Origin of the sequence: Prevotellamassilia timonensis, from assembly GCF_021531665.1 — a bacterium.
GTDB lineage: Bacteria > Bacteroidota > Bacteroidia > Bacteroidales > Bacteroidaceae > Alloprevotella.
In genome coordinates this window covers 1-12,670 of record NZ_JADYUH010000020.1, presented here as the reverse complement: position 1 = coordinate 12,670, position 12,670 = coordinate 1, and the positions used below count along the sequence as shown (strand labels likewise).

Below are 12,670 nucleotides of genomic sequence, written 5' to 3'. Positions count from 1 at the left end.
AAATGAATCATTTGTTCATCGTTTTTTTCTTCCTTTTCATCGTGTGTGAGTCCCACGCACAACCCGGGCGTGTCCGCACGAACGATGAAAAGGTGCAGTCCGTGCGTCTCAAAATTGACGGAAACGCCGAACGCCCCGCCGTGCTGCAAAAAGGAGAACAACTGGAACTTTCGTTTGACTACATTGACCCTGTCGTGCATCGTTTCACCTACCGCGTGGATTTGCTCACCTTTGACGGCAAAATCACCGACGAACTCTTTGACAGTGAATATATTCGTCAAACGGAGGAGCAGATTCCGCTGGATGATGCCGAGCCCTCGGAGTTCACTCGCACACACTATATGCACTATCGTCTCACGCTCCCAAACACTGATGCTGTGCCGTTTCTCTCGGGGAACTATCGCATCACGGTTTGTGAAGAATCTGACGACGCAGACGAGCCGCGCACCGTTTTCACCGCAGATTTTGGCATTTTGGACGTCAAAGCGACCGTTGGAATCACCGTTTCCACCGACACAGACATTGATCGCAACCGCTCGCACCAACAGGTCAGTGTGAAAACACTTCTGCGCAACGTCAGCGTGACAGATGCTGAGCGCGAAATCCGTCTCCTCGTCTTCCAAAACCGACGCTTCGACAACTTCGTCACCGCGCCCGCACCTTCCTATATATATAATGGACAACTGGAATGGAAACACTGTCAGGCATTGATTTTTACCGCCGGCAACGAATATCGCCGTTTTGAAATCATTTCCTCTGACCATCCCGGCATGGGTGTGGACCACGTCAGTAAAGACGGTGACTGGCGGGACCATCACCTGATGACCGATGAAAAGCGCAAAAACTACGTCTTCTACGAAGAACGAAACGGAATTTTCGTGCCACGCACGGACTGGGAAGGCGATGCCGAACTGACGGCAGACTATGTCCGCGTGCACTTTCAACTCCTTTCACCAGAAATCCCGGGCGCAGAATGTCTGCTGCAGGGACTTTGGACTCCCGCCGAATCCATCGCGCCTTATCGCTTGAAGTATAATGAATTGACGCAGGCATACGAAGGCACATTTCTGCTGAAAACGGGCTACTATGACTACCAATACGTTTTTCGCTCTCCCAACGGCGCGGTGAAACCATCCCTGGTTGAGGGTGACTTTTTCCAAACGGAGAACGAATACATGACACTGCTCTATCACCGCCCGCTCGGCAGCCGCTACTGGCAACTCATCGGACACTCGGTCCTTTCTTTCCGGCAATAAAATACAAAGAATTAAGTTCAAAACCTTCAAATCACTCTATATGTCACAGCCACGAATTGTCTTTTTGGACGGTCACACCCTCTTCTCCAACGATTTGAATCCCGATGACCTCAACGTCTGTGGTCATTTCACCTTTCATGCCCGCACTCCGCAGTCCCAGGTCTTGGAACGCGGAAAAGACGCTGAAGTGCTGATTGTCAACAAAGTACATCTCGGTGAAGAGGAATTTGCCGCGCTACCCAATCTAAAATTGGTGTGCGTTGCCGCCACAGGCTACGACGGCATAGACACCATCGCCGCACGTGCCCACGGCGTCACCGTTTGTCACTGCGAGGACTACTCCACACTGAGTGTTGCACAGCTCACGCTCTCGCTATTGCTCAGTCTTGCCGATGGCGTCGATGAAACCTTTCGCAGCACCCGCGCCGGAGGCTGGGCTGCCTGTCCGGACTTCTGCTATTCCGTGCGCCCTCGCTTTGAACTCGCGGGCAGAAAACTTTGCATCGTGGGCATGGGCAACATCGGACGTGCCGTGGCTGCAGTCATGAAACCTCTCGGACTTATTCTCAGCGCCGTCACTTCTTGTCCGCAGAGCGAACTGCCTGATGGAGTGGGGAAAGTGACGCTCGAGGAAGCCTTTGCCACCTCCGACATCGTCAGTCTGCATTGCCCGCTGCGTGCCGACAACAGAGGCATGGTCAGTGCCGAACTGCTCGCCAAAACACGTCCGGGACTCATCCTCCTCAACACTGCCCGCGGTGCACTGGTCGATGAAACTGCCGTGGCAGAAGCACTCCACCGCGGACAACTCGGAGCCTACTGCGCGGACGTCATGTCGCAAGAGCCGCCAAGCGCAAAAAATCCCCTTTTCACCGCACCAAACGCATACATCACACCGCACATCGGATGGGCTACTGTCGAAGCAAGACGACGCGTCATCACGCAGCTCATTGAAAACATCCAATCTTTCTTTGAGGGTAAACCTCAACGCGTTGTCTCCTAAGCAACGCTCGCCGGCGGTGTGTCATAATAGCCAATCTGCTGCGTTGCTATCGGATTCGGGCTTGGTCATGTACTTCAGTACACTCCCTGCGCCCTCATCCTCGGCGTCTTGCATCTTAGCCATTCTGACGCACCTTCAAGGGTGTATCCAAAATGTGCATTTTGACATACCGCCCCTTGCCGCGAGGCGCTCCCCGGCGTGCTTGCATCCGCCTCTCTCTTCTTGAAGCGTGTGCCACGCTTCAAGAAACAGCGACCGCCTTCGGCGGAGTTTTCACCGCCAAACCGAATCTGACAACCACACTTCAACCATCTTCTCCAATAATCTTCATTAGAGCAGTAATAGCTAAACCAGAAACTTGCGTCATTGACGCTTCACCCCCTATGTTTTCATTCACATTTTCCCAAATCCTTGATTTCATCGGTACTTTAGCCTTTGCCATTTCCGGCATCCGCTTGGCTTCCGCCAAACAATTTGACCTTTTTGGAGCCTACGTTGTCGGTGTCACCACCGCCATCGGAGGCGGAACGATGCGTGACGTGTTGCTCGGTCGTCCCCCGTTTTGGATGACTGACTCGTTCTATCTGCTCTGCTCCGCTTTCGCATTGCTTTGGGTCATTGTATTCCGAAAATATTTAGTACGTCAGAACAACACGTGGTTCCTTTTTGACACCATCGGTCTCGCCCTTTTCACCGTCACAGGCATTGAAAAGACTTTAGAAGGTGGTTTCCCGTTTTGGACTGCCATTGTCATGGGAACAATGACCGGAGCCGGCGGCGGTGTGCTTCGTGACGTCTTCATCAACGAAGAGCCCCTGATTTTCAGAAAAGAAATCTACGCACTCGCTTGTGTCATTGGCGGCGTTGCCTACTACATTTCTTTCCATCTCGGCTACAATCACATCGTTTCCGGCATCATCTGTGGTTCCTTCGTCATCCTCAGTCGTGTGCTTGCAGTCAAATTCCACATTCACCTTCCCATCCTTCAACGCGAAGACTAAAGCCGGTATTTACCGTTCCACGCAGTAGATTGGACATTATCACGCGTCGATTTGTCACTCCTGTGTGCGCACTTCGTCACTCTTTCCTTAGGGCGCGTCAAAATTACAAAACTTCAGAAAAACGTTGCCACGGCTGACAAACGCTTGTTTATCAGCCGTGGCAAGGAAAATGAAAAGTGGTGTCAATGAATAGTTTAGATTTCCGACTCAAAAAAGCGGCGAATAGCGTTGCTGACGCAGGCGACGTCTTCGTCGGACATCAGAGGGTGAATCGGCAGACTCAGTTCGGTGGCAGCCCAACTGCGGGCAACAGAGAAGACGCTCGGCTCGTCCTCCGTGTGTTGCTCACCGTCAGATAGACCCAAAAAGTTTTCGTGTGCTGCCTGCTTCTCGAGGAAAGGTTGCAGAGCGGGCTGATCGGGCAGGGCGTGGGGATAGTGAATCAGTGTTTCAACGCCCGCTTCTTCCCGCAAGAAATGCTGCAAGGCATCTCGGCGGTCGCAGCGAAGGGGATAGACGTGGAATACGCTGAGGGAGGTGTCTCCATCGTAGGGCAGGGAGACGGGGAGTCCTCGCAGCGCCTCATTGTAGGCTCGTGCCACCTCACGGCGACGCTGATTGTCCGCCTCGAGTCTCGGCAGTTTCACACTGAGAGCGGCTGCCTGGATTTCATCCAAACGACTGTTGACGCCGAGATCTGTGTGAAGATATTTGGTGGCGGAACCATAGTTCGCCAATCGGCGCACTGCTTCCGCCAGTTCAGCGTCGGCAGTCACTACAGCGCCTCCGTCGCCCAGTGCGCCGAGGTTTTTACCGGGATAAAAACTGAATGCTGCAGCCACGCCCCAACTGCCGACGGGCTTGCCACCGATGACAGCACCGTGGGCTTGGGCGGCGTCTTCCACGAGGAGCAAGCCGTGCTCGCGAGCCAACTCCGTGAGTTCCGGCATCGGCGCCGGAAGTCCGTAGAGATGAACCGTAAGTAGGACTCGGGAACGCTCGCTCAAGTGGGGAAGCACTGTGGCGGCACTCATGACACACCGTTCATCGACGTCTGCAAGGACGGGCGTCAATCCTGCCCTGACAACGGCGAGGGCGGAGGCTACGAACGTCATGGCAGGCACAATGACCTCGCAATCCGACGTCCAACCGTGACGCTCGCGCAGGGCTTGAAGCGTCAGCGTCAGAGCATCAAGTCCATTGCCGACTCCGATGCAGTGGGATACGCCGATGGAAGCAGCGAAGTCTGCTTCAAAATCCGCCACGCGGTGTCCGCGGAGATACCACCCGCTTTTGACGACGTCGGAGATGGCGTGGCTCAGTGCGGGTTCGAAACTACCGTTGATTTCTCGTAGAGGAAAATATGGAACGCGAAGAGTGGACATGGGAGAATTGAAGATTCAAGCGTGTTTGAAAGGTACTTACGGTTTGGAAACGAGGGAGTCGGACGGCAGAGTGAGCAGGAAGTGTTCGTAGCACACGGTGCGTGCGCCGAAGCCTTCTTTTTGGAAGACAAGCCCTTCGTTGAGAAAAGAACCGTCCCCCTCGGTGGAAATGCCAAAGTCAAAGAAGCGGGCGGAGGCAGGGAAGTTCCCCACATCGGTGTGGAGCAAACGGTCAAAAAGAAAGTCCAATGCGGCGCCGGCGCGTCCTTCATCGGTAGAGGCGATGTATTGTGCATGAATCACGTTCCGCGTGTAGAACAGCAGCGTCCCCGCCACGGGAACGGCGGAGGCATCGTCCGTTCCGTCACATACGCAGAAAAGACGAATCTCCTCGGGAAAGCGCTCCATCAGTAGCGTCAGTTCTTCCAACGAGTGTACCGGTCGTTTGGCGTGATGCTTCCACAGCCCCTCTGCCAGCATGTTCCAGAATGCCGGGAGGAGGTCCAAGTCGGACGAGAGAGAGAACGTGCCGCGGGCTTCGGCGTGGCGCACCTTCCGCCGACGAAGCGTGGAGAAGGGAAGCGGCGCCGTGAGGTCTATGGCAGAAGAGACGCCGCAGGAGACGAGCTGCGCACCGTGACGGAAGAGCCAATATTTCTCCTCCTCCGTCGGTGCGGTGTGATAGATTGCAGGCACGGGCTTGACGAGGAGTGAGTTGAAACCAGCCGCAGCGTAGTGGCAAAGTAGGGCGTCAAAGAGTGCTCCCGCCATGGCAGCGCCCACCTCGGGCGTCAGCAACAGCCCACCGTAGGTCAGCCCGCCGTGAGAAACCACCTGCGTAACATCGTTACCGACGATGCACGCCGGGAAAAGCGCGATGCCGCGCCCCTTCTGATTCACGAACAGCACGGAGCGGTCCGGGAAGCGGTCGCGGTGGTAGTCCATGAAATCGCGGCGGAACAGAAAAGAGTTCTGCCGACAGCGACTTGCGGTCTCGTCCCACAGTGTGCGAAGTTCGGAGGAGTAGGGAAGCAGTTGGAAAGCCACGGTTGATAATAATTTATGCTCTTGACGTTTGCTTTGTTTTGAACTAAGGTTTACACTATTCGTTTGCCTCAGCGTTCTTCAGTTTGCACGGCGGCGCGGAAGGCATCGTAGGTTTCAAGATAGCCCTCCTTGTCGTAGTCGCCCGAAGCGAGACAGAGACAGACGGTTCCGGGTGTGAAGTCACTGAGGCGACACCAGTACATCGGCGGAATCAGCAGACCTTCTTCCGGTTTGTCCAACACAACGGTGAAAGGCGCGTGCAAACCGTCGTCCATTTCCACCTTGAGACTGCCGTGAAGTGCAAAAAGCGCTTCCCAGCAAGTGCGGTGGGCGTGGCATCCGCGCTCCGTGGTCTCCGGCACGTCCGTAATCCAAAAGACGCGCCCCACCTCAAACGGCAGGTCGGTGCCACGCGTGGAAACGGGAGTGAGTCGTCCTCGCTCATCGGTGAAGGAAGTAAGTTTCACAAAGAAGTCTTTCATGGTGTTTGTGTGCGACGAGGTCGCAGTTTTTATAAGTTTCAGCACGGCAAAATCACTTCGCTGACGGGACGGTCAAAGGGTTCGACCGGCACGGCGGGGAGAAGCTGGCAGGCGAAGCAGCAACCGAGCGTCGGCACCGAGGCATCGGGAAGGCGGGACAGGAAGCGGTCGTAGTAGCCGCGCCCTCTGCCCAGGCGGTGTCCCTCAGCGTCAAATGCCACGCCGGGCACGACAATCAGTTCCAGCAGACTGAGGTCTTCGAGCGGCGCACCCGTCGGCTCCAAAATGCCGAATGCCCCCTCGCGAAGAGACTGCGGTCCGTCGTAGCGCCGCACCTCTATTTCGTCGCCCACCACCACGGGCAACCAGACCTTCTTGCCGAGTGGGAGGATGCGCTCCAGCCATTCCGAAGTCTGCGGTTCGTCCGGAAGACCGTGGAAGAGCATGACGTGGGTGGCTACGCGGAAAGCCGGATGCGCAATCAGCCTGCGCCAAAGAACTTCCGACTCCTCGCGGCGTGCTGCCGGCGACATGGAGCGAAGCCGCTGCTTCACCGCAGTGCGAAGAGAGGACTTGGAGTTGGGCATGCTCTTGAGAAAGGAATTGTCGCGGTGGATTTTCTTCCAGTCTGAGAAAGATGGAGAAATCCATTCCCGCTTGCCGTGCGCAATTTCAGACTGAGGAGGCGAGAAGGTGCGGAGAGACAGTTCAGTGCCCGTGCGAAACCGATGGCGGCAGGTGAGGGAGAGGCGAACGGCGGAAGCGAGCCGAGACTGAGGGTGGGGAAGTCCGTTTTGTCGGACTTCAAACGATCCAGTGCTTTGAGAACTCCGTCGTCATGCTGGTTCGTGTAGCGAATCTGCTCGTCTTCCGAAACGGAATAAGAGAGGATTGCCGAAGTGATATAGGTCGTGAAGAGTTTTCGCGAGGTGTGAAGCATCAGATTGCGGCGTTTCAAGCCGTTCTTTTCGGCATAAGCAGCAAATTCAGAGACGATGTCATAGCGCTTCAAGAACTTCAGCACATCTTCCATCGTTTCCATCTTCTTCATCTTGTCGCGATGCTTGTCCACGAAGGAGAAAGCGTAGCGCATGATGTGTCCGCCCATGTAGGCGTCGCGGAAGTAGGACGTGATTCCCAGCGTGTCACGCGGCACGAAGATGTCCGGCACGATGCCGCCTCCGCCATAGACCGTGCGTCCCAGTCGCGTGTGATATTTCTCTCCGGAGTTGCGAATGCTGTCGGCGGAGAAGTACTCGCCATGTTCGGCACGATCGAGGAGGTCTAAGTCATATTTCTCCTCATCGCCGGGCGTGTAGGGTTTCTGGACGCATCGTCCGGAGGGCGTGTAGTAGCGTGCAGTTGTCAAGCGCAGCATCGAGCCATCGGGGAACTCCACGGGAATCTGCACCAGTCCCTTTCCGAAGCTGCGTCGTCCGACGATGAAGCCTCGGTCGTTGTCCTGAATTGCGCCGGCGAGAATCTCACTGGCAGAGGCAGAAGTTTCGTCGAGGAGAATGACGAGCGGCATGCTTTGATAGGAGCCGCGCCCGTCGGTGCGGTATTCCTTTCTCGGTGATTTGCGTCCTTCCGTATAGACGATGAGCGAGTTTTTCGGCAGAAATTCGTTGGCAATTTGCACGGCGGGTTCCATGTAGCCTCCGAGGTTTCCTCGCAGGTCGATGATGAGTTTCTCAAAATCCTCTGTTTGAAGTGAGGCGAGAGCACCGAGGAACTCCGTGTAGGTGGTTTCGCCGAAACTGTTGATGCAGATATATCCAATTTTCGGCGTCAGCATGTGGTAAGCCGTCACGGTTGAGACAGGAACTTTTCCTCGAGTGATGTGGAAGGGCAGCATTTTCTTCTCTCCGGAGCGTTTCACCTCGATGTTGCAGACCGTTCCCTCTGCTCCTTTGAGTCGCTTCATGACGCCGTCATTGTTGATGGTGTCGCCGACGTAGGCTTTTCCGCTGATGGTCACGATGCGGTCTCCGGCTTCAAGTCCGATGCCGTCGGCAGGACCGCCGGGAATGATTTTCACGACACAGATTGTGTCGCGGAAAATCGTGAACTGCACGCCGATGCCGGAGAAGCTGCCTTTCAGTTCCTGCATGGAAGCCTCCACGTCTGCGGCGGAAATATAGGTGGAATGCGGGTCAAGCTCTTTCAGAATTTTGGGCAGCGACTTCTCCACGAGGTCCGAGATGTTGACGGAATCCACATACTGGTCATCGATGAGGTGAAACAAGTCCACCACCTTGTTGCTTGAGTTGTTGATGATGCTCAAGCGGTTGCCCGAAAAATGGTTGGCAAAGAAACTTCCGAGCAGGATTCCCAGACAGACGCCCAAGGAAACGAGCAGCGGGAGAAAACGATTTCGGTTGTGTTTTATCATTGAAGGAAGGTGAGTAGTAAAATAAAACGTAAAGTTTAGTAATCCTCAAAAAATAACCTGCATCATCTTTGAAAATCTTTTCGGTCCATATTTCCTCCCTCATCAGTCACATAGCTACGGCTATGCTCCTTCTTCGGGTGAAAATCTGACCTCGAAAATGTCATTTAAATCTGACGCAACTTATTATTTTCATATTACTTAGTGAGCGGCGGGCGTGGAGTCGTTGAGTTCTTCCAGTTCCACCTTTTCCACGGAGATGCCCGCTTTTAGGAGCAAGTCCAGTCCGTCGGTGAGTCGATAGCTTCGTGCATAGACCACTCTTCGGATGCCCGCTTGGATGATGAGTTTGGCGCATTCGATGCAAGGCGAATCTGTCACATATAACGTGGCACCGTCTGAGTTATTTCCCGAGCGTGCGATTTTTGTGATGGCATTCGCCTCGGCATGCAGCACGCAGGGCAGGGTCAGCCCGTCTTCTCCTTCGCAGACGTTGGGGAATCCCGACGGCATGCCGTTGTAGCCGTCGCTGATAATCATCTTGTCCTTCACAATCAAGGCTCCGACCTTGCGGCGTGTGCAGTAGGAGTTCTCAGCCCAGATGTGAGCCATGCGCAGATAGCGCAAATCCAGCAAGTGTGACTTGGTGGAGTTCAAAGTGTCCTTATTTGATTCCATCTCTTTTCAATAAAGCGTCAATGGACGGTTTTCTACCTCTGAAACGTTGGAAGAGGACGGACGGATGTTCCGTGCCGCCTTTGGAGAGTATGCAATCACGGAAGGCGGCTGCTGTGGCAGCATCAAAGACTCCGCGCTCGCGGAAGAGCGAGAAAGCATCGGCGTCAAGCACCTCTGCCCATTTGTAACTATAGTAGCCGGCGGCATAGCCTCCCGACATGATGTGACCGAAACTGACTGCCATGCAGGCTTCAGGAATGCACGGCAGCAGTGCCGTCTTTTCCATGGCGCGGCGTTCGAACTCCGTCACGTCGTCGGTGAGTGGCGTCTCGCGGTCATAGAACGCCATGTCCAAGAAGCCAAACGAGAGTTGGCGTAGACACTGGTAGCCTGCCTGGAACTGACGGGCGGCGCGGAGGGCATCGATGTAGGAAGCGGGGAGCGGCTCGCCCGTCTGATAGTGACGTGCAAAAGTGGCGAGGAACTCGGGCTCCGTGGAGAAGTTCTCCATGAACTGCGAGGGAAGTTCCACGAAATCCCAGAAGACATTGGTGCCGCTCAGTGCCTCATAGTGCGACATGGCGAAAAGCCCGTGCAACGTGTGTCCAAACTCGTGGAGCAACGTTTCCACCTCGGAGAAGGTCAGCAGCGAAGGCGTGTCGGCGGTGGGCTTTGAGAAGTTGGTCGTCAGACTCACCACGGGGCGCACGGAGTTTGCGTTGTTTACGGGTTGGGAGGACGGAATGTCGGCGTGTTCTCCGCGATAGTCTGTCATCCATGCTCCCCCTTTCTTTCCTTCCCGCGGGAAGAAATCAGCGAAGAGCACACCGAGGAAACTGCCGTCTGCATCCTCCACGCGATAGGCTTTGACATCTGGATGATAGACCGGCATGTCGGCTTCGTGGAACGTGATGCCATAGAGACGGGTGGCAAGACCGAAGACGCCGCGAATGACGGCGGAGAGTTCAAAGTAGGGGCGCAGGCTGTCGGGGTCGAAGTGAAAGCGTTCTTCTTTCAACTGGCGGGCAAAGAAGGCGTAGTCCCAAGGCTGCAAGCGGAAGTCGGCACCTTGGCTTTTCTGTGCCTGCTCTTCCACGGCTTGGACGTCAGCACGTCCGACGGGAAGATAGGCTTCGAGCAACTCTTCGAGAAAGCGATGGACGTTTTCCGGCTTCTCTGCCATTCTGCGCTCGAGAGCGTAAGACGCAAAGGTGTCATAACCCAAAAGCAGAGCAATCTGTTGGCGCAGATTCACGATTTTGCGCACCGTCTCAAGGTTGTCGCAGTCATCGCCGTGGGTGCAGCGTGTGGCGTAGGCTCGGTAGAGTTCCTCGCGCAAAGTTCGGTCTTCACAATACTGCATGAAGGGGACGTAGCTCGGTGCTTGCAAGGTGAAGACCCAGCCTTCGAGTCCTTTTTCCTCGGCGGTTTCTGCAGCGGACTTGAGTTGCAGTTCCGTCAGTCCGGAAAGTCGGGCGCGGTCGGTGATGTGGAGCGTGAAGCGGTTGGTTTCTTTCAAGAGGCGTTGGGAGAAGAGCAGCACTTCTTGGGAGAGTTCGGTCGTCAGTTGTCGATAGGTCTCCTTGTCCTTCTCGGAGAGGGCGGCACCGGAGCGACGGAAGCCGGCGAGCGTTTTTTCCAGCAAGACTTTGTCTTCGGTTGTGAGCTCGTCATTGGGAAGTTCGCTCACAGCCTTCACTCTGTGGAACAACGCTTCGTTGAGCATGATGGCGTTGCTGTGGGCAGTGAGGACGGGCGAAAGTTCGTTGACAAGTTCGTCCAAGGCTTCGCACGTTTCTGCGCTGAAGAGATTGTACATCACCGTGGTGGCACGGCTGAGCAGTTCTCCGCAGCGTGTGAACGCCACGATGGTGTTTTCAAAGGTTGGTGTTTCGGGATTTGAGGCGATGGCTTCGACCTCCTCCAACTCTTGCTTCATGCCCTCTTCCACGAGGCGGCGCAGCAGTTCGGTCGGCGTTGCGTCGTCCGTCTCCAAGTGAAAGCCGTGGCGAAGAGCGTCTTCCCACGCCCAGTCAGAAAGTATTTGTGAACGAATGAACTTGTTCATGCCTGTCAGTTTTTGAGTGTGGAGAGTACTTTTTCGATTTCGGCAAACTGCTTGCCGAGATTCAGTGCCCAATATACCTTATATAATAAAGGAGCCCATCGTTTCTTTTGTTCCGGCGCGAGTTTTCGGTAGTTCTCGAGCCAGGGTCGCGATTGGGTGTATAACTCGTTTCGCTGTTTGATTGCCTTTCGATAGGCGGAGGAGTTGACGTTTTCGGGAAGTTTGAGTAGCATAGCCTTCCCGGCGTAGGAAGCACCAATATAGTAGTAAGCATCAACGGCTGCAGAGTCAGTTTCAATCAGTGTTTTTGCAGCGGCGATGCAACTATCGAGTGCCTGGGTGTGGAAGAAAGCCTGACTTCTCGCCGTCAGGGCAAAGACATCGTTGGGATTAGATTTCAAATGCTCGGCTGCGATTTGTAGCACCTTTCCGTGGTTTCCACGTTTTTGATGGTAGTCTGCGAGTCGTGTGAAGAAGATGGTGTGGGAGGGATATTCCGCCATGCCTTCTGCAAGCAGTGTTCGATAGATGAGCGTGTCCTGTTCTGCCTCGGCGGTAAGCACCAGGTCTTCGAGGATGGTCAGTCTTGAGGTGGTGTCCTCGAGTGCGAGGTCTTCGTAGCGGTGCACTTCGGAATAGTTTTTCAGTGCGAATGCCGCGGTGAGATAGAGTTGGGAATTTTGTCGTGCCTGCTGTGCGAGCACGGATTTGTTCAGTCCTCCTTTCAGTCCGATGGGCGTTTGCGGCAGGTCGAGACAGAGGCGGAGGAACTGCATCGCTTCTTTATAGTTCCCTTTTCTGTAGTGAAAGCGCCCGCCGGCGTTGAGGTTGGGAACGTAGTAGTTCAAGACGTCGCAGACTTTCTTTGTGTAGCGATTTCTTTTCTCGGGTTTTGTGGTGAGCGTGTCGCGGTCAAGGGAGTCAAGAAGGATGGCTTCTCGGATGATTTCGAGCGTGGTGGAGAAGAAGGCGACGGTGTCGTAGGGTGTTTTTAAGTAGAGTTTGGTGTTTTCTGCATCGTTCAATCCTTTGTTGGCTTCGATGCTGAAAAGGCAAAGGGGAAGGTCGTGTCGGTGGACGCTGTCTTCCCGCAGTTTTTTGATTTGGTTCAATGCTTCTTTGTAGTTCTTTGCCTTCAGAGCGGTTCGCACCGGTTTATAAGCCTTCTGCGCCGCACAGTGGAGCGACGAGAAAAGCGGCGAGGCGAGCAAGAGCACGAGAAGCAGTAACCTAAAGCACTTCATATCTAATATTGAGTTCTGGTTCTAAGAGAGGTTTGAAAATAAAGTAATATGAAAATAATAAGTTGCGTCAGATTTGAATGACATTTTCGAGGTCAGATTTTCACCCGAAGAAGG

11 protein-coding genes are annotated in these 12,670 nt (G+C 54.6%); 3 read left to right on the top strand and 8 right to left on the bottom strand.

Annotated features, from left to right (window positions below):
* Window positions 1-2 precede the first annotated feature (2 nt).
* The 3 genes from I6E40_RS05110 (at window position 3) to I6E40_RS05100 (ending at window position 3,260) form a co-directional block, all read left to right on the top strand.
* On the top strand, window positions 3-1,256 hold the full coding sequence (locus I6E40_RS05110) for a DUF5103 domain-containing protein (protein ID WP_235385827.1): 1,254 nt from the start codon (window positions 3-5) through the stop codon (window positions 1,254-1,256).
* A 40-nt stretch (window positions 1,257-1,296) separates the two neighbouring features.
* Complete coding sequence (locus I6E40_RS05105; protein ID WP_235385826.1) at window positions 1,297-2,259, top strand: NAD(P)-dependent oxidoreductase; 963 nt, start codon at window positions 1,297-1,299, stop codon at window positions 2,257-2,259.
* Window positions 2,260-2,642: 383 nt separating this feature from the next.
* Window positions 2,643-3,260 carry a trimeric intracellular cation channel family protein gene (locus I6E40_RS05100; protein ID WP_235385825.1) on the top strand — a complete coding sequence of 206 codons (618 nt, stop codon included), beginning with the start codon at window positions 2,643-2,645 and terminating at the stop codon, window positions 3,258-3,260.
* 194 nt (window positions 3,261-3,454) lie between these two features.
* Here the strand turns inward: I6E40_RS05100 and I6E40_RS05095 are convergent, their stop codons facing one another.
* From I6E40_RS05095 to I6E40_RS05060, 8 genes are all read right to left on the bottom strand, one after another.
* Window positions 3,455-4,645 (bottom strand): DegT/DnrJ/EryC1/StrS family aminotransferase, encoded by a 1,191-nt coding sequence (locus tag I6E40_RS05095; protein ID WP_235385824.1) that lies wholly within the window; start codon window positions 4,643-4,645, stop codon window positions 3,455-3,457.
* A 36-nt stretch (window positions 4,646-4,681) separates the two neighbouring features.
* The gene (locus tag I6E40_RS05090; RefSeq protein WP_235385823.1) at window positions 4,682-5,692 is read right to left on the bottom strand and encodes a GNAT family N-acetyltransferase; all 1,011 of its coding nucleotides are present in this window, start codon (window positions 5,690-5,692) and stop codon (window positions 4,682-4,684) included.
* 68 nt (window positions 5,693-5,760) lie between these two features.
* Window positions 5,761-6,174 carry a sugar 3,4-ketoisomerase gene (locus I6E40_RS05085; protein WP_235385822.1) on the bottom strand — a complete coding sequence of 138 codons (414 nt, stop codon included), beginning with the start codon at window positions 6,172-6,174 and terminating at the stop codon, window positions 5,761-5,763.
* Window positions 6,175-6,212: 38 nt separating this feature from the next.
* Window positions 6,213-6,761, bottom strand: coding sequence for a 5-formyltetrahydrofolate cyclo-ligase (locus I6E40_RS05080; protein ID WP_235385821.1), 549 nt, complete (start codon window positions 6,759-6,761; stop codon window positions 6,213-6,215).
* The gene (locus I6E40_RS05075) at window positions 6,725-8,569 is read right to left on the bottom strand and encodes a S41 family peptidase (protein WP_235385820.1); all 1,845 of its coding nucleotides are present in this window, start codon (window positions 8,567-8,569) and stop codon (window positions 6,725-6,727) included. The genes I6E40_RS05080 and I6E40_RS05075 overlap by 37 nt, the downstream gene beginning before the upstream one ends.
* Before the next feature lie 198 nt (window positions 8,570-8,767).
* Window positions 8,768-9,244, bottom strand: a complete 477-nt coding sequence (locus I6E40_RS05070; RefSeq protein WP_235385819.1) for a deoxycytidylate deaminase — start codon at window positions 9,242-9,244, stop codon at window positions 8,768-8,770.
* A complete protein-coding gene (locus I6E40_RS05065; protein ID WP_235385818.1) occupies window positions 9,231-11,312 on the bottom strand; it encodes a M3 family metallopeptidase in 2,082 nt (693 codons plus the stop codon). The genes I6E40_RS05070 and I6E40_RS05065 overlap by 14 nt, the downstream gene beginning before the upstream one ends.
* A 5-nt stretch (window positions 11,313-11,317) precedes the next feature.
* Window positions 11,318-12,556 carry a tetratricopeptide repeat protein gene (locus I6E40_RS05060; RefSeq protein WP_235385817.1) on the bottom strand — a complete coding sequence of 413 codons (1,239 nt, stop codon included), beginning with the start codon at window positions 12,554-12,556 and terminating at the stop codon, window positions 11,318-11,320.
* Window positions 12,557-12,670: the final 114 nt, after the last annotated feature.

Excerpts from the sequence above, each read along its gene's own strand:
- I6E40_RS05070 (WP_235385819.1), bottom strand. The coding sequence starts at position 9,244 with ATGGAATCAAATAAGGACACTTTGAACTCCACCAAGTCACACTTGCTG.
- I6E40_RS05100 (WP_235385825.1), top strand. The coding sequence starts at position 2,643 with ATGTTTTCATTCACATTTTCCCAAATCCTTGATTTCATCGGTACTTTA.
- I6E40_RS05085 (WP_235385822.1), bottom strand. The coding sequence starts at position 6,174 with ATGAAAGACTTCTTTGTGAAACTTACTTCCTTCACCGATGAGCGAGGA.
- I6E40_RS05110 (WP_235385827.1), top strand. The coding sequence starts at position 3 with ATGAATCATTTGTTCATCGTTTTTTTCTTCCTTTTCATCGTGTGTGAG.
- I6E40_RS05060 (WP_235385817.1), bottom strand. The coding sequence starts at position 12,556 with ATGAAGTGCTTTAGGTTACTGCTTCTCGTGCTCTTGCTCGCCTCGCCG.
- I6E40_RS05105 (WP_235385826.1), top strand. The coding sequence starts at position 1,297 with ATGTCACAGCCACGAATTGTCTTTTTGGACGGTCACACCCTCTTCTCC.
- I6E40_RS05065 (WP_235385818.1), bottom strand. The coding sequence starts at position 11,312 with ATGAACAAGTTCATTCGTTCACAAATACTTTCTGACTGGGCGTGGGAA.
- I6E40_RS05075 (WP_235385820.1), bottom strand. The coding sequence starts at position 8,569 with ATGATAAAACACAACCGAAATCGTTTTCTCCCGCTGCTCGTTTCCTTG.
- I6E40_RS05095 (WP_235385824.1), bottom strand. The coding sequence starts at position 4,645 with ATGTCCACTCTTCGCGTTCCATATTTTCCTCTACGAGAAATCAACGGT.
- I6E40_RS05080 (WP_235385821.1), bottom strand. The coding sequence starts at position 6,761 with ATGCCCAACTCCAAGTCCTCTCTTCGCACTGCGGTGAAGCAGCGGCTT.